The 23,153-nt window shown below is 59.8% G+C and carries 16 protein-coding genes and 4 pseudogenes; 12 read left to right on the forward strand and 8 right to left on the reverse strand.

The window, feature by feature from the left end; genetic code table 11:
* Positions 1–651: 651 nt before the first annotated feature.
* On the forward strand, positions 652–1,569 hold the full coding sequence (locus OVA00_RS06665; protein ID WP_112772580.1) for an ArdC family protein: 918 nt from the start codon (positions 652–654) through the stop codon (positions 1,567–1,569).
* A 408-nt stretch (positions 1,570–1,977) separates the two neighbouring features.
* Here OVA00_RS06665 and OVA00_RS06670 read toward each other — a convergent pair whose 3' ends face one another.
* Entirely contained in the window at positions 1,978–3,168 is a 1,191-nt protein-coding gene (locus tag OVA00_RS06670; RefSeq protein ID WP_113136159.1) for a DUF1173 domain-containing protein, read from the reverse strand.
* A gap of 1,317 nt (positions 3,169–4,485) precedes the next feature.
* Here OVA00_RS06670 and OVA00_RS06675 point away from each other — a divergent pair.
* The 3 genes and pseudogenes from OVA00_RS06675 to OVA00_RS06685 all read left to right on the forward strand — a co-directional run bounded on the left by OVA00_RS06675 (position 4,486) and on the right by OVA00_RS06685 (position 5,696).
* The gene (locus tag OVA00_RS06675) at positions 4,486–4,809 is read left to right on the forward strand and encodes a DUF736 domain-containing protein (protein ID WP_034800240.1); all 324 of its coding nucleotides are present in this window, start codon (positions 4,486–4,488) and stop codon (positions 4,807–4,809) included.
* Positions 4,810–5,156: 347 nt separating this feature from the next.
* Positions 5,157–5,306, forward strand: coding sequence for a hypothetical protein (locus OVA00_RS06680; protein ID WP_268088515.1), 150 nt, complete (start codon positions 5,157–5,159; stop codon positions 5,304–5,306).
* Between the two features lie 49 nt (positions 5,307–5,355).
* Positions 5,356–5,696: pseudogene (locus OVA00_RS06685) on the forward strand (type II toxin-antitoxin system prevent-host-death family antitoxin).
* Positions 5,697–6,144: 448 nt separating this feature from the next.
* On the opposite strand, the gene OVA00_RS06690 reads toward OVA00_RS06685, so the two are convergent.
* The 4 genes from OVA00_RS06690 to OVA00_RS06705 form a co-directional block, all read right to left on the reverse strand.
* Positions 6,145–6,435, reverse strand: coding sequence for an RES domain-containing protein (locus OVA00_RS06690; protein ID WP_268088382.1), 291 nt, complete (start codon positions 6,433–6,435; stop codon positions 6,145–6,147).
* Between the two features lie 614 nt (positions 6,436–7,049).
* Entirely contained in the window at positions 7,050–8,963 is a 1,914-nt protein-coding gene (gene traG / locus OVA00_RS06695) for a Ti-type conjugative transfer system protein TraG (protein WP_112984701.1), read from the reverse strand.
* A complete protein-coding gene (locus OVA00_RS06700) occupies positions 8,954–9,193 on the reverse strand; it encodes a conjugal transfer protein TraD (RefSeq protein WP_113136161.1) in 240 nt (79 codons plus the stop codon). The genes traG and OVA00_RS06700 overlap by 10 nt, the downstream gene beginning before the upstream one ends.
* Positions 9,183–9,470 (reverse strand): TraC family protein, encoded by a 288-nt coding sequence (locus tag OVA00_RS06705; protein ID WP_034800234.1) that lies wholly within the window; start codon positions 9,468–9,470, stop codon positions 9,183–9,185. Before OVA00_RS06705 ends, OVA00_RS06700 begins: the two co-directional genes overlap by 11 nt.
* Before the next feature lie 219 nt (positions 9,471–9,689).
* Here OVA00_RS06705 and traA point away from each other — a divergent pair, with 219 nt between their 5' ends.
* Positions 9,690–14,309, forward strand: a complete 4,620-nt coding sequence (traA, locus tag OVA00_RS06710; RefSeq protein WP_268088384.1) for a Ti-type conjugative transfer relaxase TraA — start codon at positions 9,690–9,692, stop codon at positions 14,307–14,309.
* Between the two features lie 155 nt (positions 14,310–14,464).
* On the opposite strand, the gene rctB is transcribed toward traA, so the two are convergent.
* Positions 14,465–14,812 (reverse strand): SMa0974 family conjugal transfer regulator, encoded by a 348-nt coding sequence (gene rctB / locus OVA00_RS06715; protein ID WP_060529699.1) that lies wholly within the window; start codon positions 14,810–14,812, stop codon positions 14,465–14,467.
* 244 nt (positions 14,813–15,056) lie between these two features.
* On the opposite strand from rctB, the pseudogene traI reads away from it, so the two are divergent.
* From traI to OVA00_RS06730, 3 genes and pseudogenes are all read left to right on the forward strand, one after another.
* A pseudogene (traI, locus tag OVA00_RS06720) lies at positions 15,057–15,647 on the forward strand (acyl-homoserine-lactone synthase TraI); the annotation flags it as partial.
* A 159-nt stretch (positions 15,648–15,806) separates the two neighbouring features.
* On the forward strand, positions 15,807–16,568 hold the full coding sequence (locus tag OVA00_RS06725; protein ID WP_268088387.1) for a winged helix-turn-helix transcriptional regulator: 762 nt from the start codon (positions 15,807–15,809) through the stop codon (positions 16,566–16,568).
* Positions 16,569–16,602: 34 nt separating this feature from the next.
* A complete protein-coding gene (locus OVA00_RS06730) occupies positions 16,603–17,949 on the forward strand; it encodes an amidohydrolase family protein (RefSeq protein ID WP_113136164.1) in 1,347 nt (448 codons plus the stop codon).
* Positions 17,950–18,020: 71 nt separating this feature from the next.
* Here OVA00_RS06730 and OVA00_RS06735 read toward each other — a convergent pair whose 3' ends face one another.
* Both OVA00_RS06735 and OVA00_RS06740 read right to left on the reverse strand, forming a co-directional pair.
* Entirely contained in the window at positions 18,021–19,370 is a 1,350-nt protein-coding gene (locus OVA00_RS06735) for an MmgE/PrpD family protein (RefSeq protein ID WP_268088388.1), read from the reverse strand.
* Positions 19,371–19,403: 33 nt separating this feature from the next.
* Positions 19,404–20,480 (reverse strand): ornithine cyclodeaminase, encoded by a 1,077-nt coding sequence (locus OVA00_RS06740; protein WP_162733080.1) that lies wholly within the window; start codon positions 20,478–20,480, stop codon positions 19,404–19,406.
* 167 nt (positions 20,481–20,647) lie between these two features.
* Between OVA00_RS06740 and OVA00_RS06745 the strand changes: the two are divergent.
* The 4 genes and pseudogenes from OVA00_RS06745 to istB form a co-directional block, all read left to right on the forward strand.
* Positions 20,648–20,725: pseudogene (locus OVA00_RS06745) on the forward strand (type II toxin-antitoxin system ParD family antitoxin); the annotation flags it as partial.
* A pseudogene (locus OVA00_RS06750) lies at positions 20,704–20,850 on the forward strand (type II toxin-antitoxin system RelE/ParE family toxin); the annotation flags it as partial. The pseudogenes OVA00_RS06745 and OVA00_RS06750, both read left to right, overlap by 22 nt.
* A gap of 198 nt (positions 20,851–21,048) precedes the next feature.
* Positions 21,049–22,347, forward strand: a complete 1,299-nt coding sequence (gene istA, locus OVA00_RS06755; RefSeq protein ID WP_268088390.1) for an IS21 family transposase — start codon at positions 21,049–21,051, stop codon at positions 22,345–22,347.
* The gene (gene istB, locus OVA00_RS06760) at positions 22,344–23,135 is read left to right on the forward strand and encodes an IS21-like element helper ATPase IstB (RefSeq protein ID WP_089046329.1); all 792 of its coding nucleotides are present in this window, start codon (positions 22,344–22,346) and stop codon (positions 23,133–23,135) included. Before istA ends, istB begins: the two co-directional genes overlap by 4 nt.
* Positions 23,136–23,153: the final 18 nt, after the last annotated feature.

The raw sequence follows: 23,153 nt of genomic DNA on the forward strand, positions 1-23,153 counted from the left end.
TTCATCAGTACCGCTGACGGCGTGATGAGCGCGCTCTAGCCGGAGAGCGACACGGCGTTGCGCGTGGCCGTCGCGCCCCTCGAGTACCCTCAAAACGAACCGGCGCTCATGCAGCGAGGTCGGTGCCCACCGGGTGACATCGAACGGCCCGGTGAGGGGGAACGCCACGTTTCCAGGCTGTCTTAGTTCGTCAGCGACGGTCCTTTCGGAGAACCCGTAGAGAGTGAATCCGTGCCTTAGAAGCCGAACCAAAGCCGCCCCTGCACGGTGCCAAGACGTTCGAAAATGCGGCATCACCGCACGCTTGTAAACACATCCATGTGCTGACGTTGGAGGTCGCGTAGGGGACTATCGTCATCGAGGACTTTCGACAGGCCCGACCCGATCTTGTCGCCAGGGGTGTCTCCTCAAGCACTCTCCGCCAGACGAGGCCAGTTGATGTGGCGCAAGAGCCCGGACTTTTCGGGCGTCGATCATGATCGGCCTCTCCTTCAGCACGCCCGTCGAGACATGGCTCGGTTGTGGCAGACGCTGCCAGCCCATCAACCCTGTTCCGCACAAGCACCGAGAACAGGGTGTGACGGGCCGGCCTCCCGCGCCTGCCCCTGCCGCCTCGCCCTCGACGGAGGGGGCGAGCTAAAGGAGGCACCAATGACCAAAGATCGCAGACGCCAAACACAAGTCGATATCTACGAGCGCGTCACTAACCAGATTATCGCCGCCATCGAGGCCGGCGCCGGTGATTACCGGATGCCCTGGCATCACGACGGATCGGCCATCACCACGCCCGTCAACATCGCCTCAAGCAGGACTTATCGCGGCGTCAACATCCTCTCACTCTGGGCTGCGGCCCACGCGGCCGGCTATCCCACCGGGATCTGGGGCACTTACCACCAATGGCAAGCGCTCGGCGCTCAGGTTCGTAAGGGCGAGCACGGTCACCTTGTCGTGTTCTGGAAGACCCACGATCGCGACAAAACGGAGGACCAAGCCGACGACGCAAATCGTGACGAACCCGCCCGGTCCATGTTTGCTCGTGGCTACTCGGTTTTTAACTGCGCCCAGGTTGACGGCTACACACCGCCCGAGAGCCCGGTGTTGCCGGAGGCGAAGCGGATCGATCGGGCCGAACGGTTTTGCGCAGCTCTAGGGATTGACATCTGCCACGGCGGCTCGCAAGCCTATTACCGCCCGGCTATGGACCAGGTGCAGATCCCAAGGTTCGCGTGTTTCCGCGATGCGGTCGCCTACTATGCGGTGCTGCTCCACGAATGCGGCCACGCTTCTGGCGCCAGCCACCGTCTCGGCCGCGATCTCTCTGGACGCTTCGGCTCGGCCGCCTATGCGATGGAGGAATGCACGGTCGAGCTTCTGAGTGCTATGATTTGCGCCGACCTAGGTCTCAGTGTCGAGCCGCGTCCGGACCATGCTCGCTACATTCGGTCCTGGGTCGACGTGATGCATTCCGACAAGCGCGCCATCTTCACTGCTGCCAGCAAAGCGCAGGAGATTGCCGACTGGATGCATGCACAACAGGCCAAGCAAATTGAGGCAAGGGGCGCCGACTAGGCGTCCCTTTCAAGAGAAAATGCCATGGATCATCACCTCGCAAGTGAAAATGCGAGGTGATGAATGGGTGCGCCGAAGGCGGTGGCAGGGCGCGGTGTTTGGAATGGCCGGTTGCCGACGCCGCGGCAATCGGTCCCTTGAATTTTCTGAAGAAAGGGCGTCGGCAAATGAAGTTATGCTGGCTCGCCGCATGACGGCATCTCTGTCGCTTAGCACGCTCTACCGAATAAAAAGTTGCCGACAACAGAGGGAGCTGTGGCCCATGGCGAAGTGCGCTTACGCTGTCCGCAGAATCTGGATTTGTTCGTGAACTCTGCGAACCGTCCGTTTCCCTTTGCGCCTTCCTTCATCATCTAAAAGCTTGCCACCTTTGTCCGAGCAAAGGCAACGCAGCCGGCATTCTGACGATCACGGCAACTGCGGCATGTCTCCCTCGGCAATGTACCAAATCCAAGGCGTCATCTCCGGTCGTGCCTCGATCATTTCCGTCAATGCCCGCTGGTAGTTCCCACCTGCACCGGCCAACACGATAAACATCGCAACCGGGCAGGGTCGCTGTTCCGGCAGGGTGACCGACACGATTGGTTGCTCGTGTGAGAGGTTGAAGCGTAAGCCTTTGACGAACTTGCGTCGCAGCCCTGCCAGTCTGTTCAGAAGATGGCGCTCATGGACGTTTTCGAGTGGGATCCAGTTCTCGTTCACGACCATCATCGCGACTTCTTCGACGGCTGCAACCCCGGATGCCGAAATCCCAAACGTCGCGATCATGACGAGGTGCAATTCATCGTTCGAACGCCACAATTCAAGTTCCGTGTCGTATCTGGCGTTCAACCGCTTCCATGCTTGGTCTTCAAGCATGAAGGGAAAGGGCAGATGCCGAACCGCGATCCGGTGTCCGACGCGTGCGGGGATGAACTCCTTTACTTCCGCAACAGCGATCATCAGTTTGCGCGGTCCTGTCCCGGACGCTTGCGCACCGCAAAGCGCGGTTGCTCGGCGTGCGGCAATTGCTTCCTTGTCCTCCTGATGGAACGTCTCCGGCACAAACAGCACATCGCTGAGCTGTCCGCCGCGGGTCGTCATCTGCGACGCGGCATTCATGAGGCTCGTGCGAACCCGACCCCAGCCGCGCTTTCCAGCCCAGGAGGTATGCCATTCGGTCAATTCTCCCACTTCCCACAGATAGTGCAGCGTTGCGCGCAACGAGAGCTTCTCTGGCTCATTGCGAATGGCGGACTCTTGCGGACCCGCCGATCGAGATGCGGCCGCTCGTGGACCTTTCTTCGTCAGCGAAAAATCGATCTTCAAGCTTGCTCGCCCGTTCGCATCGACCTGGATTGCATTGCCGATCAAAGGCCCGAGGCCGGATAAATCATAGGGAGGTTCAAAGGATGGGCAAGCCGGGTCATGATTGCGCCCGGTAAGCGGCATGCGTTTGACGAGGTGTTGCTCATCGAGCCGCGCGATGTACATCGCAACCGGCGGTTCGTTGCACTGGCAATATGGCCGAAGCCCCTGTTCATAAGCAGGTGCAAGAATTGCCCGGAATTCGCTCGATTCCTCCTCGAATAGCCTGTCGCCGATCAGAAACCGCCGCACATTGAGCCTCCGCTTCCCATTCAATGGGCCCTAAGGGTCAATGACGATGTAGCATGGATTTTTCGGTTATACTATATTAAAAACGATAGTATACAATGGATGGGATGGCGCCACATGCTGTCGCCACGGAGATGAAGGCGGTGCCAAAAGTAAATTTCTCGCCGCAGCATTGGCAAGCGTCTTCATGGATGCGACGTCGATCCACCTTCACGTGGCGTTGGCTTTCATCCCATTCCCTGGAGCATGATAATTGTAAGGAAAGCTTTCGTCGCTACTGAAAACACAACGGTTTCTAGCGGTATCGGAGGTTCGGCGACTTGCCGGGTCGCCGAGGGCCCGTGCTTGCTAGATCGCGGTAACGCTCTTCAAACGCGCTGCAACCGGAGCGCATAGCGACCTTTGCGAATCGATGAGATTGGGCCGGGCCGAAGTCGCTCCAGCTCCGGGACATAATCGGGGAAGCAACCACAGAAATGGGCAATCGGCGATGTCACCGCGGCCGGCAGCGAATCCATCTGGCTCAGTCGATGTGGGCTATCCCGCTTCGTGCTGATTTCGAGGTTGCGAGCGAACATGGGTCGATGAGCAACCTCGACGCAAAGATGGTTTCCTCACGTGTCAAAAGAACAAGGAGAAATTTTTCGCCGGAGCGATCGGCTGCCTGGCGAACGCGAGGGGCGTGACCTCGAGCCGTAACTCCTGGCCGCGCGGTACGACGTCGGTCGCTCAGGACGATGGATGGCAATTGGCGCGCGTCTGACGCGGCAACGCAGCTAGGGGCAGCATCGTTGAAGTTCGTTTGTCGATCTCGGCGATGGCCGGGGCGGGGACTTGCAATCCAGTTTGCGGGCGTTGTGGTCACCGCGACCGCGCAATGTGCATCCGAGAGATCTGGCGGCAGTCCATGCTGCTCGCTGCTTGCAATGGCAGAGACCGGGACGCGCGTATCGTAGGGCGGCGTGCCCAGTTGAAATGTGCCGCGGTCTTATGAGGTGCCGGCGGGTGGCCGGAACGGTCTGTCGCCGGCGTCGGTTGCACTAGATCATTCCCTCTTCTACATCGCCCTTTAGCCGACCGCCTGCCTTTCCGGTCAACCCCTGAAGGGGTACGTCTCACCCAAATATTCTGCAAAATTCTATTTTTGGATCACTGCTGGGCACCGGATGCTTTCCTCCAGCAAGCATGACAAACGCGCACGCGTTTTTTTGAGTAGAACATGGAATTTAGCAGAATATTTGTGCGAGATGACCGCAGCAGATCGGCCGTCTCCTCGCGCGCTATCGGGAATGGTCCCGAGCAACCGAAGGAGACAATACCATGGCCACCACGATCGCAGCTCTCACGCAGAAGACCGATGGCACTCTCGAAGGCGTTTTCGCCACCATCCGAGTGAACGCGCCGATCGCTATCGTCCCCAACGCCAACAAAACGAGCGAAGAGGCCCCTGACTATCGCGTCATCCACCGAAAGACCGGGTTCGAAATCGGCGCGGCGTGGAACCGTATCGCCCGCCAGACCGGAGAAGAGTACCTCTCCGTGAAACTGGAGGCTCCAGAGATCGGCGTGATCTTCGGCAACCTCGCACAGGCTCCCGGCGGCGATCCGAACCGCAAGGTGATCATCTGGAATAACCCAAACTGAGCCACCAGCGCCGGTCCCGATCAATCGGGACCGGCACCCGCTCGTTCTGAATGCGACCGATCCCGAGCGGGATGCCCACGTTTGTACCCAGAAACAGGACGGGCATCGAGCCCGCACCTGTTCTTTTACCCTGCCACACGAGATGAAAAACTATCTGCTCAGATCGCCAAGTCTGCCGCGAGGAATCGTGCCGCCTAAAGGACGAGCGGTCCCCCCGAAATGCTCCGCATTCCGGCTCCCCCACTCGCCGGCTCGGCCGGTCGCATTCGCGATCGTTGACCCGGCCCAATTCTCGCGGCCGGCGGCGTCATCTTTCCCAACAGCCAAGGAGATGACGAAAATGACGGTTGCACTGGAAGCCCACATCGAGGAATTGCGCCGCGAGCTACCCGGCTGAACGCGCCCAGATCCAGGCCGAACTGGAACAGGCCTATGCGGAGCTTGAGGTCATCGTAGCCGAGGTCGAGGGCCGCGTCAGCAGCGAGCCTCCCTTCTAGGGAGGCTTTCGCCAGGCTCGCATTTACGGCAAATTCAAGAATATAGCAGATCGCCAACCCGCGCTCGGGTTCCTATGCGACGAGCGATTTTTCCCGGAAATCCGGGGACATCATCGCCCCCTGTCTTGGTCAGTAACGATCACCCAGGGCGACAAGCCGCGCTTGGTCCTCCTCAACATTAACGACTATGAGCCCTGATGCGCGTCCGAAGCGCGCTCGGTCGGAACCATCGAAACCAATTCCAACAGCCTCTTTGCGGACTTCGTAAGTGCCGTCGACGTCTTTTGGTCGAGGACGAGCGCTTGCCTGAATAATTCGACGCAGGCAAATAACGCAACCTTGCCGATGGTTCGCTCTTCAGGAAGCGGCAGGACGTCGGTTACGCGCTGAGATTCGGCTTAGTTTGCCATTAGTGAGCTTCGCTGGTGCAAGGCAGTGCCACACGTTACTATCCCGACGGTCCGTCTGTTATCAAATCGCATGCACCAAATGCCGGTTTCGGCGACAGTTCTCATTGACAGAACAAACATCGTGCCACGTGGCGTGTATTGAAGACAAAGTGTTCCGCTGACTCAGTGGCATAAGGGGACCACGGATTTCCACGTATTCTCCCAACTCGATCGATTACGCGGGGGTCTAGCCTCGGGATCATTGACTTCGATCCGGTTCTCGCCTTCGAGCCGTTCGCTGAAGATAGCAACATAGATGCCACTTGTATTCGCTATGCTGGGAAAAAATTGCCCGTAAGGCCGGCGCCGAGCACGGGAGGCCGCCCAGTACCCATGTCGGCGGCTCGACGTGAAGGTGGAATTTGAGGTGGCGCCAGTCCTCTCGCCAGCTATGCCAAGGGTCGTCCCACGGGTCGCCGCAGCTCACTTGCGCAAGGTCGACGAGGTTCATCAATGTCGCGGTATACGAGCAAACGGTGCAGGGCGGCAGAAACGGCGAGGTCTGCTGGTACTCCCGGAGGGCGGACCTCGTCCAACGCCAGGTATAGAGCTTCGACGCCCTCTCGATTGAACCGGCCGCCCTTGAGCGCCGCGTCCGCCCTGCTCCTTGGCAAGCTCGCCCATTCTGGCATATGCGCCCGATAGAGCAACGCGCCCGCGGGAAGGTGTTCGAGGATCACCCAAGATATCCCGAACTGATGGAATTCCAGGTAGTCGATCGCATCCTTTGTCCTGCCTTCTGTAACGAGTTGCGTCTTGTAGCGAAACGCCGGGATTGGAGCATTCTCGATAACAGTGCGCGCTCCTTGTCGGCTGCACTACGGATGCCGCGAACAGAACGCGCATCAAGTCGCGCAGCGCGGCCTGTAGCTTGGTGGAACTCGGATGGATCCTGATCGTGTACCGTGTTACGATGTTCCGCCGCGATCGCTGCGAGATCCTGAACAGGTCCGCAACACCAGTTGCCGAAAGATCGGACGTTCCGGGTTGGTGAACGGCTTCGAGAGCATCGGGTAGAGCAAGCGCGTTCAAGCGCAGCACACACCTCACCGCGATTGCTTTAAGCTAGATCCCGCTCGATTTTTCCACCGCGCTCGAACCCGATTTGGACCATTGCCAGATGGGGAACTTGTGCGTTGACCTTAAGATCCTTGCCAAGGGCGCGGGGTCGGCAAGGACACTACCGCTCGCGTCAGGAAGACAACTTCGGCTCGTATCGGCGGTGCTGACGTCACTCAAGCCGGATGTCGGACGGGGCAATAAGCACGGGTAATGGTTGGCTTGACGTGGAAGGTTAAATCCGGACAAAGCGGTTTGCCTTGGCTGCCTGATCCATGTCCTTCCGCCGAAAATATATCGCGCGCCCGCAGCGGATTGGGCTATGACCTTGCACGATAATGATCTGCTCGTCTTTGCGCATCGACTGCGTGATCTCGTGCGGCATGATCAGCGGTCGGCGCTGGAGATTGACGCTTTCGGATAGGCGCGATCCTGCGTTTTTTGGGCCCCAGCCAATGACGCGTGAGCCTCTCTTCACCTCGACCGTCATCTCGCCGCATTGGGCCGAGACGCTGCGGGCCGTGTCGAGCGCTTTAATCGCGGCATAGCTGGCAAAGGCGCAGCCGTCGATCCACGACGTCGCGCCATCCCTCCCGAAATGCCGCTCCAGTTGTCCGACCGATTGGTACATAAGCATCATGGAGATTCCGTACTTTCGGCCGCGATCACGCGCCTCTTCCAGCACCCGCATGTAGCCGAGCAGATCGACCTCATCGAGCATGAACAGCGCACGGCGCTTGAAGGTGCCATCGGCCTGCACCATTGCGTTGATCAGCGAGCCGATGATCACGCGGGCGATACCCGGATAGGAGCGCAGGATCGATGCCGGAATATTGATGAACACGTCATTCTTGCCCGCTACGATGTCGCTCGACCTGAACGCGTTCCCGCAGACAAGCGCCGCGTAGCTGTCGAGCGACAGCCATTGCGTGTCCTTAGAGGCCGTGGAATAGACGCCGCTGAAGGTCTGCTCAGTCATGTTGGTAAAGACGCCCAGCGTTTCGCGGATGAAGGCCGATCCCGAATGGTCCTGGATGTCGCGCAGCATGGCGAGCACAGAGGGTTCTGGCTCGGATACGATCTGCCGGAGACTGCGTAAGTTCCGTCGCCCATCATATTCGGGCGACAGCATGACATGGGCGAGCAGACCGGTCAGCAGATTGTGTGCCTGGTTCTGAAAGTAGGAGCCAGTCGAACTTTCAAAGCGCACGCTCTCCGACAAAAGCATGTGAGCAATGCCGACGATGTCCTCTTCCTTGTGCTTCGATTTCTCGATGCCGTCGAGTACGTTGAAGCCCATGATCGGGCTCGTCGGATCGAGCACCATCACCTCGCGGCTGAGCGCGCGGGTTCTATGCTCGACCACCATTGGCGCGACCTCGGTCGATGGATCGAGGCAAATCAGCGGCCCGGTGTAACGCAGCGCCGTGGGCACGACGTTGCTGGTGGTCTTGTATCCACCTGACCCGGCAAAGAAGAGCACGTGCGTTGAATCGAAATCCTGTTTGTAGGTCAGCAATGATGCCTTGCCGCCCTGGCCCCATGTTGCTGGATCGTTCGGATCGAAAGGTAATTGATGAACGACTTCCTTGTCGACCCGGTAACGCTCGCCAACGACGATCTCGCCATCTGGCGGAAACAGCTTTCCCGCCGCGGCCATCGACAGCCAGTTCGCGTCCCCGAAGATCCCGCGCTTGGCTCGCTTCACCGGTTCTGGAACAACCGTGGAGATGCGCGCGCCCACCGCCACCGCCAGGAAGCCGGCCACCAAGCCAATGACGGCGACGATGTCGAGATAGGAGAGTGCCCGGTCCCACGAGACCGCACCGCTCGCCACGTACGGCGCGAGCCGATCGAACTCGCGCAGGACATAGAAGCCGGCCACGAACAGAAAGCAGACAAGGTTCACTATCGCGATCGACCTTCGCCGGTGCAGCGGCAACGCACAAACAGTCAATAATCCGACGACCGGCCCAAGCAACAACGCGGGCAGGGGCGAGGCTCGTAGGAACCAGTATGATGTTTTTCCAGATAGCTCGCCGGCAAGCTTCGGCCAGTGCCAGCCGACGATGTAGACGGCAAAGGCGGTGACGGCAATTGGCACCAGAACGAGCAGCAGGCTGGGATGCAGTCTTTCCTTTAGTGCCACTTCGCCGCCTCCTCGATGTGAGATGATCCTCTATCATGCGAAGTCGCCTTGAAGGCTTGCTCACCGATATCGCGCAGCCGCCGATGCTCGTCGGTGCCTGGCACGACGCTTGCCAGTTCCGTTAGGCCGCCAAGCAGAAACGCTCGGTCGGCCCCCGCGAGACCCGCTCTGACGACGATGCCACCGAGCAGGAATTTCTCGCGGGCCACTCGTTTGCGATCATTCGTCATGAGAAACCTCCGCCGTCGTTCCAGACCCGCCACCTGGCTGTCGACGCGACGAAGCTGTTGCGCCAGCAGTCCCCTTCTTCTCCTCTTTGCGAAATCGCGCGGCAATCTGTTCGAAGACCGCGTCGAGTTCTTCCTCCGTGATCTCCATTTCCGCCAATCCCGTTTTTGTCGCGGCGCGCGCAAACCGCTCGGCGGATTTTACGATTAGCGTTCGTCTGCGCTCGCGCAGCTTCTCGATCTGGGCATCGATATCAGAGAGCGATGATTTTACGGCCATTCCAGCGTCCCTCGTGTCGGAGCAATCTCACGGCGATAGTTATACTATCTATTTCGTGATAGTAAAATAGGATAGGTTGCATCACCCCGAAAAAGCCGCAGCCGGAATTTCGGCATCGGCCGTCTTTACGGAAGAGCGGCATCGGCCCTCCGGTCCGATCGGTTTGAGGGCGCAATATACGTCGCTGGCGCGACGTGCTTGAAAGCTTCGGAGACACTCGTGGCGATCATGTTCGTTAGAGCGCAGGTGATCAGCAGGGGAGCGGGGCGCAGCATCGTCTCGGCCGCCGCCTACCGCCACCGCGCCCGGATGACGGACGAGCAGGCCGGGACGTCCTTCAGCTACCGTGGCGGCGCGTCGGAGCTGGTGCATGAGGAGCTGGCGCTGCCGGACCAGATACCTCTCTGGCTGAAGAGAACAGTCGACGACAAGACCGTCGCGGAGGCCAGCGAGGTGTTCTGGAATGCGGTAGATGCGTTCGAGACGCGGTTGGACGCGCAGCTTGCGCGGGAGTTGATCATCGCGCTGCCCGAGGAGCTGACGCGGGCGGAGAATATCGCGCTGGTGCGCGAGTTCGTCCGAGACAATTTGACGTGGAAGGGCATGGTCGCTGACTGGGTCTATCACGACAAGGACGGCAATCCGCATATCCACCTGATGACGACGCTCAGGCCTATTACGGAGGAGGGGTTTGGGCCGAAGAAGGTCCCAGTCCTGGGCGATGACGGAGAGCCGTTGCGTGTCGTTACGCCGAACAGGCCGAACGGCAAAATCGTTTACAAGCTCTGGGCCGGCGACAAAGAAACCATGAAGGCATGGAAGGTCGCGTGGGCGGAAACGGTCAACCGCCACCTGGCGCTGGCCGGCCATGAGCTCCGTCTCGACGGCCGCTCCTATGCTGAGCAAGGCCTCAATGGGATCGCGCAGAAACACCTCGGCCCGGAGAAGGCGGCGCTCGCGCGCAAGGGTGTCGAGATGTATTTCGCGCCCGCCGATCTAGCGCGGCGGCAGGCGATGGCCGACCGGCTACTCGCGGATCCTGCGCTTCTCCTCAAGCAGCTCGGCAACGAACGTTCCACCTTTGACGAGCGCGAAATCGCCAAGACGCTGCACCGCTATGTCGATGATCCAGTGGACTTCGCCAATATCCGCGCGCGGCTCATGGCTTCGGACGACCTCGTGCTGCTGAAGGCGCAGCAGATCGACACCCAAACGGGCAAGGTGACAGAGCCGGCGGTGTTCACAACGCGGGGGATCCTGCGCATCGAATATGACATGGCGCAGTCAGCCGAGGTTCTGTCGATGCGAAAGGGCTTCGGCGTCTCCGGTGCCAAGGCCGCCGCCGCCGTCCGAAGCGTCGAAACGGCCGATCCGAAAAAATCCTTCAGGCTCGATGCGGAACAGGTCGATGCGGTACGTCATGTCACGCGCGATAATTCCATTGCGGCGGTCGTGGGGCTTGCCGGCGCCGGTAAGTCGACACTGCTTTCGGCGGCCCGCGTCGCATGGGAAAGCGACGGCCGACGGGTGATCGGCGCGGCCCTAGCCGGCAAGGCTGCGGAAGGGCTGGAGGACAGTTCCGGGATCCGGTCGCGCACGCTGGCGTCCTGGGAGCTTGCCTGGGCCGGGGGGCGCGAAACAATGGAGCGCGGCGATGTGCTCGTCATCGATGAGGCCGGCATGGTGTCATCGCAGCAGATGGCGCGTATCCTCAGGGCTGTGGAGGACGCAGGCGCAAAAGCCGTGCTGGTCGGCGACGCAATGCAACTGCAGCCGATCCAGGCGGGTGCGGCGTTCCGGGCAATCACCGAACGGATCGGCTTCGCGGAACTTGCCGGCGTGCGGCGGCAGCGTGATGTCTGGGCGCGCGATGCTTCCCGTCTCCTTGCGCGCGGCAAGGTCGAAGAGGGCCTTGATGCCTACGCGCAGAGGGGCTGCATTGTCGAGACCGAAACCAGGGCCGAGATCATAGACCGCCTCGTTGCCGATTGGGCCGACGCCCGCCGGGACCTGCTTCAGAAATCTGCCGTGGGCGAGCATCCGGGACGTCTTCGCGGCGACGAACTGCTTGTGCTTGCTCACACCAACGATGACGTCAGAAAGCTGAATGAGGCCTTGCGCAAGGTCATGATCGACGAGGGCGCGCTGACAGGTGCGCGCCAATTCCGGACGGCACGTGGGCTTCGTGAGTTTGCCGCGGGCGACCGGGTGATCTTCCTCGAAAACGCCCGCTTCCTCGAACCACGGGCAAAGCGGCTTGGTCCCCAATATGTCAAGAACGGCATGCTTGGCACGGTCGTTTCATCCGGCGACGAACGCGCTGACGCACTGTTGACTGTACATCTCGACAATGGCCGGGACGTCGTGATCAGCGAGGATAGCTACAGCAATGTCGATCACGGCTACGCCGCGACCATCCACAAATCTCAAGGCTCGACCATCGACCGGACCTTCGTGCTCGCCACCGGAATGATGGACCAGCATCTGACCTATGTGGCGATGACCAGGCATCGTAACCACGCCGATCTCTACGTGGCGCGCGAGAACTTCGAACCGAAGCCGCAGTGGGCGCGTAGCGCACGTGTCGACCATGCAGCCGGCGTCACCGGTGAAATGATGGATACCGGGTTGGCCAAGTTCCGGCCGCAAGATGAAGATGCCAAGGAAAGCCCCTACGCCGATGTGAGGACGGACGACGGAACCGTTCATCGACTTTGGGGCGTGAGCCTGCCGAAGGCACTCGAGGAGGGCGGAATCAGGACCGGTGATACTGTGATGCTCCGCAAGGATGGCGTCGAAACGGTCACGGTAAGGGTGCCCGTCACTGATGAAAAGACCGGCAAGAAGCGTCTCGAGGAACGTCAGGTCGAGCGCAACGTCTGGACTGCAACCCAAATCGAAACTGTCGATGCGCGCAAGGCGAGGATCGAGCGGGAAAGCCGTCGGCCGCTTGTGTTCAGAAAGCTTGCTGAGCGCCTCGGACGATCCGGCGCCAAGACGACGACGCTCGATTTCGAAAGTAAGGAAGGCTATCGGGAGCATGTCCTTGATTTTGCCCAGCGGCGTGGCATCGACACGCTCGCCCGGGCCGCTGCGGAACTGGAGGAGGGTGCGGCGCGGCGGCTGGCGTGGCTTACGGAGAAGCGGTCGCGGTTGGCGAAGCTCTGGGAGCGAGCGAGCATAGCGCTCGATTTTGCAATCGACCGGGAACGGAGCGTCTCGTACAACGAGGAGCGCAGAGTATCCTTGGTTGCCGGCATCCCGTTAGCCGGAAACTATTTGCTTCCACCCGCCACCGAGTTCCCCCGCAGCGTTGAAGAGGATGCGCGTCTCGCGCAGCTCGCCTCGCAACAGTGGAAGGAGCGGGAGGAAATACTCCGGCCGGTGCTGCAGAAAATCTATCGCGACCCGGGTGGCGCGCTGTCGGCGCTCAACGCTCTGGTATCGGGCGGAGACGTCGAGCCGCGCAAGATTGCCGAAGATCTTGGCCTTGCACCCGAACGCCTTGGCCGATTACTCGGCTCTGACCGCATGGCCGATGGCCGCGCCGCTCGAAACGAGCGCAACGCAGCCATGGCCACCTTATCGGAGCTGCTGACTTTGGCGCGCGCGCATGCAACCGAGTTCCGCAGGCAGGCGGAGCGCTTCGCCAGCCGCGAGCAGCAGCGGCGCGCTCATATGGCATTGTCCATTCCCGCGCTTTCGAAAATGGCGATGGCGCGTCTCGTCGAAGTCGAGGCGGTCCGGGAGCGCGGCGGGGTCGATGCCTACAAGACGGCCTTCGCCTACGCCGCTGAGGACCGTTTGCTGGTGCAGGAGGTCAAGGCGGTCAACGAGGCGTTGACCTCACGCTTTGGCTGGTCTGCATTCACCGCCAGGGCCGATCCGATCGCCGAGCGAAATGTTGAAGAGCGGATGCCGGAAAATCTCGCCACTGAGCACCGTGAAAAACTGGTGCGCCTGTTCGAGGTGATCAGGCGTTTTAGCGACGAGCAGCATCGCGTAGAAAAGCAGGATCGCTCGAAAATCGTTGCCGGCGCAAGTATCGAGTTCGGAAAGGAAGCAGTGCACGTGTTGCCCATGCTTGCCGCCGTCACGGAGTTCAAGACATCCGTCGCCGATGAATCACGGGAAAGGGCGCTTGCCGATCCCTATTACAATCATCATCGCGCCGCGCTCATGGATGCAGCGACACGCATTTGGCGCGATCCGGCCGGCGCGGTCGCCAAGATCGAGGAGCTTGTCGCAAAGGGTTTTGCCGGCGAGCGGATTGCCGCAGCGGTCACCAAAGATCCGGCCGCCTATGGGGGGCTGCGCGGCTCCGGTCGCCTAATGGACAAGTTGCTTGCTCCCGGCCGGGAGCGGAAGGCTGCGCTTCAGGGCGTGTCGGAAGCAGCAAGCTGTGTCCGTTCTCTCGGAGCGTCTTATGCCGCGGCGTTTGAGGCCGAGACCAAGGCTATCGCCGCAGAGCGCCGGCGTATGGGGGTCGCCATTCCCGGCCTATCGCGGAAGGCTGAGGATACGCTGCGGCAGTTGAGGGCAAGAATGAAGAAGAAGAGTGGCGGGCTCGACGTTGCTGCGGGTTTGACCGATCCGACCGTCGCCCAAGAATTCGTCGCCGTCAGCCGGGCGCTCGACGAGCGCTTCGGCCGCAACGCGTTCCTGCGTGGGAACAGGGACGTTTTCAACTTTGTGTCGACAGCGCAACGGAATGCATTCGAGGCAATGCAGGAGAAGTTGAAGCTTCTTCAGCAGATCGTGCGGGCAGATAGCGGCCAGAAGATCGTTTCCGAGCGCCAACGACAGGCGGTCAATCGGGGTCCTGGTGTCGAGCGGTAGAGGCAATTCAAAGAGCTTCATTCACTCTCGGCAGCCGGTCCTTGCTGCACGGCGCGGCAGCGAGTTGCTCCGCAGACCGAACCGAAGAACGGGGTTGGAATCCGATGACGTTTCTCCTTTGGCATCAATCCGGTGCAAGTACACGCTCCGGTTTATCAATCAGGCGATAGAATTCTACGAAAAAAAACCTTTGACAGACACGGGAACCGGTCGGCCGGGTGCCACCCAACGTCTTTACCTGTAAATTCCGGTAGCGCGGCCAAGGCTACCTGCAAAAGCGTCCAGATACCGTAAAAGGCGAGGGTGTCCTGCGCGTCTATCCGAAAATGCAAGCCCTCGTCCGTCGGCCTCAGCGTCACGCGTGCGTCACCAAAGTCCAGCGACCGATCGACCCCCGTGGCGCCGATCGGGCTCCAGTATTCGCGGTAACGGGCGAAGACCTCGCTTACGCCCTGTTCCGCATTCTGGACTGCTACGAACGCTTCTGCGGTATGCTTGTACATCGGCACTCCTTGCTGCAAATCCTCGCGTGCATTGAATTATCAATTTCGGCTCTCGGCTGCTTCGCCACCTTGGTCCTGCACGCTCGTGGCACGGTTTTCGATACAGATCGCTGATGTATGACAACTCATGCGTGTCATACTCATGCACGCCTTGGTCGAGCGCTCGACTACTAATTCTATTAGTCGCCTAAGGGCGGAAACTCGTGTCCAGTGGTCTGAAGCACGTTTTCTTCGGAGAATGGAGATGGAGATACTAGCTGTGCCGGCTGCAGCGCGCGGAGAATTTGCTGACTTGATCGACTCGATGCATCGGCTGCGTGCGCGAGTCTTTGGCGACAGACTGGACTGGGATGTAGACATAAGGGACGATCGTGAGGCCGATGCTTACGATCAACTCAATCCCACCTATATCTTGGCCGTTTCTACCACAGGTGCAGTGGCGGGCTGCGCGAGGCTTCTCCCCGCTACCGGGCCGACGATGCTCGCCAATACGTTTCCGCAGCTCCTCTCATCGCGACGGCTCGACGCCCATGCAGGCATGGTCGAAAGCTCGCGCTTTTGCGTTGACACGGTGCTCGACGAGGGCAGGACAGGGGGAGTTCTCCATGGGATGACGCTTGAGATGTTCGCCGGCATCATCGAGTGGTCGATGGCGAACGGCTATTATGAAATCGTCACGGCAACGGACCTGCGGTTCGAGCGCATTTTGAAACGCGCCGGCTGGCCGATGCAACGTCTTGGTCAGCCGTGTCCCATCGGCAGCACGATGGCCGTAGCAGGCGTGCTTCCTGCCGACGCCGCGAGCCTTAATCGGATTCGCGCTGCTGCCTGTCGCCAGGAACACATGTGCACCACAACTTCGCTGCTTGAGGTGGCACGGCGTGGAACGGCGCCTTCTGCCGATTTAGCGCAAGCGGCCACACCCACAGAGGATGATGCAGGTCCTCACGAGGGATCAGATCACAACTGACGCTGCGCGATAGAGGAGAGGTCTTTGAATTCCGCGCGACCGCAGATCCTGATCGGTTCGACCGATGCGGATTACTATCTGCTACTCGTCCACATCCTGGAATCCGAGGGATATCAGGTCATTCTTGGTTCCGGGGTCGAGGAGATCGTCCATTTTGCAGGCGAGTACGATGTCGCAGCCATTCTTCTTGATTGTCGATCGGGAGAAAATTGGGTTCCCGCAGCCTGTGTAAAGCTGAAGCAGGAGCCGCGGACATTCGGGATTACGACGGTCGGGTTGATTGGCCCCGGTGCGGAAAGTCGGTTTATCGATCTGCTGAAAGCCGGGATTGACGAGAATTTCGTAAGACCGATCACTCCCTCTAAGCTGCTCAGCTTCCTGCGCGACCGTATCCTCCTTCCGCAAGTGTCGGATCCGATGGCGAACGACGGTCATATCCTCGTCTATGCAGGGATTGAACTGAATACCAACAGGCACAGCGTCAGGCGTCTCGGCATCAACGTCCACTTGGGACCGATCGAATTCCGGCTGCTGCAGTTTCTGATGGAGAACCACGAGCAGGCGTGCAGTCGCGCACAACTCATTGAAGCTGGTTGGCCGGAGCGCCGTTTCGTCGACGTCAAGACGGTGAATGTTCATATCGGTCGACTGCGCAAGGCGCTGAGCGTGACCTGCGGCCCTGATCTCATCCGCACGGTTCGATCGTCCGGCTACATGCTCGATGGTTCCAGTCAGGAACGATCGCAGTACAACCCGGCTCGGCCGGGCGAAGGGACTGGCGACTAGGACAGCCCCCTGGTTGACGAAAGGAACAGCTGTCATGGATCTGGTAATCCGAAATGGAGGTCTCATCACTGGCGACGGCAAGACGTTTCACAAGCGGGCTGCCGTATATGTCCGGAAGGGACGGATCATAGGTGTCGACGCCGCCGCAGGCGCTGAAATCGCGGCGCGAGAAACCATCGATGCGGCCGGCGGCATCGTTATGCCAGGTCTCATCAATGCACATGCGCACGGCTGTATTCGGGGGCCTTCCATGCCGAGCGGCTCGAAGCCATTTGCAGGCGATGATGTTGCCTATTTCCGGAACCGTCATCTTCTTCAGGGAACAACCACCCTTTTGAACGTCTGCGGTCTGGCCATGGCCGACGAAATAGATGTCGACAACGTAGAACGTCATGCCATGGATATCCGCGTTTCCACGGCTCACACTCCGAAAAACATCGCGGCGGCGCTTGTGGTCGACGGCAAGGGACTTTCAGCACGACACCTGAGCGCGACGACAGATGACCTGTTGGCCTGCGGCGCGGTCGCCCTTGGCGAGGCAGGTGGTGGGCAGACACTGGGTGGCGGCGCGCAAGAATACAGGTTCATCCCGCAAGCCTTTCTGCAAGAGTTCGGGGTCGAAGTGACACCCGCAGCCGCGAGGCGCTTGAAGAACGCGGTTCTTGGCCGCTATCTCGATCCGGCGGAAGGCCTGTCGAATTTAAAACTGACTAACGAGTTGGAGTGTTGCGGTCTTTCCGGGCTCGCCGATGCGGATCGCGTTCGCGATATCATTACGCGATCGGTGATGCCTTCGGTTGCCCTCTCGTTGGCCGGATTCGATGAAATCGCACGCGAAGCCGAGCGGTTAGGATATCCCGCGATCTTCCACAATGCGGCACCATCTGCGAAGCGTCTGATTGCCGCGGTCGAGAAGCACCCGAAAGCACGTCTCGTCGCCGGTCATAGCAATCACCCGAGCTTTCTCCCGGAGGAGGCAGTCTCGAACGCCCAGAACCTGAGAGGGAAAGGGGCCATCATCGATGTTTCGACACTGGATTGTATAGGGACGCGCTGGCGCAACGATCCATCCAACCTTGACGCACTGATCGATGCGGGCTGTGTCGATACGATTTCGACCGATTTTGCCGGCGGGCATTGGGATGGAATTCTTGAAGCGATCCAGCGAATGGTCAGAAAGAAGCAATTGTCTGCGGCCGAAGCGGTGGCCCTTGCGACCGGGAATGTCGCGCGTGTCTTCACTCAAATGGCCGGTGACCGCGGACTGATTGAAAAAGGCAAGCGCGCAGACCTGATCGTTGTCGACCACGTTAATCTGAGCCGGGTCAGGCATGTCGTGATCGCAGGCCGTATAGTCGTCAGGAATGGCCGGCTTATCTGACCGCGGCTGCAGTTGCGAGATGTCGGCGCCGGATACGATCCGATTGACACAAAGTGCAGTAGCGGTCGAGGTCAGTCGATCAATCGCATCCTTAGGCGCTGGAGGAGGGGGACCGCATCTCCATTTTTAAGCGTCTCAAAAGCCTCCAGGACAGTATTTTGCGCCCTGGGAGAAAGCTTGCCCCGCGTCGCTGCCGAGAACTTATTGATGAGATCCTCCCAGTCTAAGGGACGCGCCTTGTCCCCGCGTGGCGAGGTCACCTTGGATGTGATCGATTTGCCATCGGTCATTCGCAGGCATATCTGCGCAAGGGTCTCACCCGGAAAACGGGCGTCGATCTCAGGATTAACCGAGAGACGAACCTTGCGGGCGAATTCGATGAGGTCCGGCCTGCCCAGCTGCGCACCACCGACCGGCGCCAGCGCCGCAGCTCCATCGACAACAGCAATCGCTATGCAATAAGGCAGACTGTATTGGATCTCCGTCAATGTATTGGGAGACACGGTGTTTGAAAGTCGGAGAGCCCATTGAAAGGTCTGTACTTCGATTGATGCGATTTGTTCGGTCCTGATGTCACCACCTGACGAAAGCGCCGCGAAGGCATCAAGAGCGGGATGGATGTAGCGGCAGCAGGAATAGGGTTTGAAATAGACCCTCGAGATCTCAGTTGGATCACCCAAGTCCGCTATGATGCTCGGCCGGTCGAAGTGCGACGCATGATCGAGCAGATCCTGCGGCCCGGTAAATCCCCGCTCCGCAAGACGCAAGGCGGTCAGGCCCGTCAGGACACTCCAGGGAATACCCTCCTTGACGTCGTTCCCGGTGAGATTGGCATAGCCGGAGCTGCCGTTTGCCTCCTGGTTTGGCGCGAGGACCCCGGCTACAGCGAGTGCGTGTGCGAGTGCCGGGGGATCGGTTCTGTAGAGGCGGCCGGCCGTGGCCGCGGCAGCATAGCCGGTCCAACGTCCCGATTGTCGGCTTTTGATAGCTTGCGGGTTCTGCGCCACCGCGATGCGAATTCCGGTCTCGTATCCGAGAGCGATTGCGGTCAGGAGATCATCGGCGGATGAACCATTCGTAGATGCCACGGAGAGTGCTACGGGTATCACAGCCGCACCGGGATGACCGCGCGCGGCGCGATGGCCGTCGTCGAAATCGAGTGCGGAGGCTGACGCGGCGTTACAGACTGCCGCAGCAGTGACCCCGAGACATTCACCCGTAAACCAGACTGAAGCCCGGCCGCTTCCAAAATCTTGCCGGGCGACCGCGCGCATTGCGCGGGCACTCGGAACATCGCAGCCGACGACGTAAGCGGTGACTGCATCCACAATACAGCAGGCGGCACCTAGCCTCAGTTCGGGCGGCAGAGCATCGGAAGGATAATTCGCCAGATAATCTGCAAGGATCTCGGTGACATACATCAGCCTTCTCCGTAAAGCTTCGGCTGCCTGGCGTCAGTTCCTGCTAGATGAGTGGACGGATGACCCCGCGCCCCCCTCTGGCGAGAACCAGGTTTCGTAAACATGAGCGGCGACGTAAAGGTCCAGCATAGGCAGGCCAACGCACGTGATGAGGATCGGGAATTCCGATCCGCCGCCCGCGTCACAGAAATCCGTTAAGTTCATGACACCGAGCGCTGGGCCAAGCTGCTCCAATGTCGATCCCTTGCGCGAGAAATAGAGCGCCAGGCTTTGCGAGTTTCGCCGCGACACCATCGAAACGTCATCACAGAGCGCCAGTCCGGACCGAAGAACTTTTTGGATATGGCCGGACGGCGTCTCGTCTCCCCCAAGATGTAGGACAACGGCATTTGGGCAAATTTCCGCGCTGTCAAACACCGGTGCGCTGGCATTGGTAGCGGTGATGACAAACCCGCAACCACGCAGCCTCTTATTATCCGCGACAGCCTCAAGCCGAATTCGAGGTGACTGTCTGTGGCTTTTAACGAGTTGGCGCGCGGAAGCGCCTGAGCGGCTGCGCACGAATATCTTCGAGACGATGCCGGCTCCGAAATGATCGAGCACTCTGATGATCTGCTCGGCAATGGGGCCTGCTCCAAAGAGGAAAACAGAGAGTTCTTCTGATTTGGGGAAGAAAAGTTCAAGCGCCATTGAGGCATAGGTTGCCGTTCTTGCAGCAGAGATATCGGTTCCGTCCATCACGCAAAGCGGGCGCAGCGTGAAGCTGTCTAGCAGCAGGATCGTCGACGTCGAACGCGGCTGACCCAGTCGACGGTTTATCGCATTGGCACCGACCACCTTCACGGCCGCATATCTGGCCCCGACGCTGGAAAGCGCAGAGAGCTTCCAGCCCAATCGCTCGCCTTGCAACGTATCGCGGTAAGCTTCAAACTGGGGTTGGTTCCATAAGGCGGCTTCGGGAAAGGACAAAACAGATTTCAGGCCATGGGCTTGGCCCAAGCGGATGTCGGACCAAGCTGCCCTGGCGGCATCGTGGAGCGCGGAGGCCTCGAGACGGACGCCGAGGCGCTTCATTTCCGCAAGTGAAATGTATCTGGGTGTGCTCTCCATCACCGTTCTCCGTGGAATTGCCGACGTCATGCGACCGGGAGCAATTTCGCATCTGGAACGGAGGGATTAAAGGAAAGGTTCGGATACATTTTTGTCGTCTTTAAATGAACGACTTCCGCCGCTGAGGCGCTACTGAGTAGCAACTTAGGCTCAAAGAAGATAAGCCGATGAGTGTGAAATCGTCGATCTCGTTGACCGAGCAGCAGGATTCGTTTGCCCGTTCCATTTCGGGATCCGGTTTCTACGGCGGGACAAGGCGGCTATTTGGTTTCTACCGGTGGACATAGCCGCGGAATCGTTGTCGCGGCAATTTTCTACGGCGCGCAGGACCACATCAGAAAATATGCTCGCACGTATGCTGGCGGGGTAAGATTCTTACAGCCCCGAGGCCCTCGTCGGATTGACCCTAAATCAGTCGCGTCGGCGGTGGTAGCTGCGGTTCTGCACGTGGGGCTCGTCGACTTCGGCTGAGGAGGGCAAGCCGGCGCGCAGCTGTCAGGCGACATGTAAAACTGGTCCGGTAGCGACACCTAAAACTGGTCCCCCTTTCAGACCTTAGGAGGGACTAATGGACGTTGAGACAGGTACGAAGATCTCCGCGAGATTGGCGCGGAGAGAAGCGATGCTCGAACCGGACGAGGTGACTGCGATGCTGCGGCTCAAGAAGCTGGGGTGGGGCACGCGGCGGATCGCGGCGGAGCTGGGATGCTCGCGCACGACGGTACAGCGATACATCGAGACGGGTGGCTGGCGCGGGTATCGGCGAGCCCGCCGGGAAACGCAGCTCTCGAAGCATGAAGCGTGGGTCCGTGAGCGGTTCTTTCGCCATGGCGGCAATGCTGATGTCGTGCGGCAGGATCTGGCTCGAGAACTCGGCATTGAGGTCAGTCTGCGCACGGTTGAGCGAGCGGTCGCGGGGTATCGGCAGCAGTTGGCGGCATCGGCTTTAGCGACGATGCGCTTCGAGACACCGCCAGGCCATCAGATACAGATCGATTTTGGCGAGAAGCGAATGGAGATCGGAGGCGAGAAAGTCCGCGTCTACATCTTCGTGGCAACGCTTGGCTATTCGCGTCGCACATACGCGACGGCGTTTCTCCACGACCGTCAGTCTGCCTGGTTCGATGGGATGGAGGCAGCCTTCAGGCATTTTGGCGGTGTCACAAGCGAGGTCCTTCTCGATAATGCTGCGGCATTGGTAACACGGCACGACGCGGTGACCCGCGAGGTCGTGTTCAACGATCGGCTGCATGCCTTCTCCCGCTATTGGGACTTCCGTCCTCGCGCATGTGCACCATACCGGGCTCGTACCAAAGGCAAGGACGAGCGAGGCGTCGGGTATGTGAAGCACAACGCACTTGCCGGACACAGCTTTGACAGCATGGAAGGCCTTCACCTGCACCTTGCGTGGTGGATGCGCACGGTTGCCGATCTTCGATGCCATGGCACGACAGGCGAACCACCACTTGAGCGCTTTGTCCGCGACGAAGCTATGACGCTACACCCACTAAATGGCAGGCCGCCATTTCGTCAGATCCGAGAACTGCTGCGCAAGGTCCACGCCGATTGCGCCGTTGAGGTCGACACCAACGCCTACTCAGTCCCGTGGCGGCTCATCGGCGAGATTGTCGAGGTGAGGATCAGCGGTGGCCAGGTCCGCGTATTCCATGCTGGTCAGCTTGTCGCGAGCCACGCCGAGTCACACGGGCGTCATCGTCGCCTGACGGATCCCGCCCATTTTGTCGGCGTCAGCGGCTTCGGCATGCCTGTCAAGCAAGCCGCGCAGGCCGATCCGCCCGCTCCCAAGCTGCCCGAACTTCTTCGCCCACTGTCGGAATATGAGCGGTTGATCGGAGGGCAATGGTGATGGCAGTTGATCACGACACGCTGATCGGCTGGCTGAGCCGGCTGAAGCTCACCGCCATCCGCGACCAGCTCGACAACCTTCTTGACGAAGCCTCGCGCGCGGATCTCACCATTCGCGAGACGCTCGCATTCCTGTGCGAACGCGAGATTGCAAGGAAGGACGAGAGACGCATCATCATGGCGATGAAGATCGCGCATTTCCCGCATGCACGAGATCTCGAGGGATTTGATTTCGAGGCGCAGCCCAGTGTCGATCCGCAACAGATACGAGAACTCGCCACCGCCCGTTGGGTGGCAAATGGTGATGCCTTGCTGCTGCTCGGTCCACCTGGCGTTGGGAAGTCCCATCTCGCGATTGCGCTTGGAAGAGAGGTCATCCGTCAAAACTACACGGTGTTGTTCACAACGGCGCAGGCATTGGTCGCAACGCTCGTGAGAGCACATGGCGAAGGACGCCTGGAAGAACGACTTGGGTTTCTCGCCAAGCCCAAGCTGCTCATCATCGACGAGCTTGGCTATCTTCCACTCGAGCCCAATGCAGCCCACTTATTTTTCCAGCTCGTATCGAGGCGCTACGAGCGGGGTGCAATGCTCGTCACCTCCAACCGCAGTGTCGGAGAATGGGGAACAGTGTTCGGCGACCCCGTCGTGGCAACTGCTATCCTTGATCGGTTGCTGCATCACAGCCACGTCATCACAATCCGTGGCGACAGCTACAGGCTACGAGAAAAGCGCCGTAGCGGGCTTCTACAGAAGTCCACGACGGCAGCCGGTATGGAGAGTAACTAAACACCCTTGGCGGACCAG

Source organism: Ensifer sp. SL37, from assembly GCF_026672675.1.
GTDB lineage: Bacteria > Pseudomonadota > Alphaproteobacteria > Rhizobiales > Rhizobiaceae > Ensifer > Ensifer adhaerens.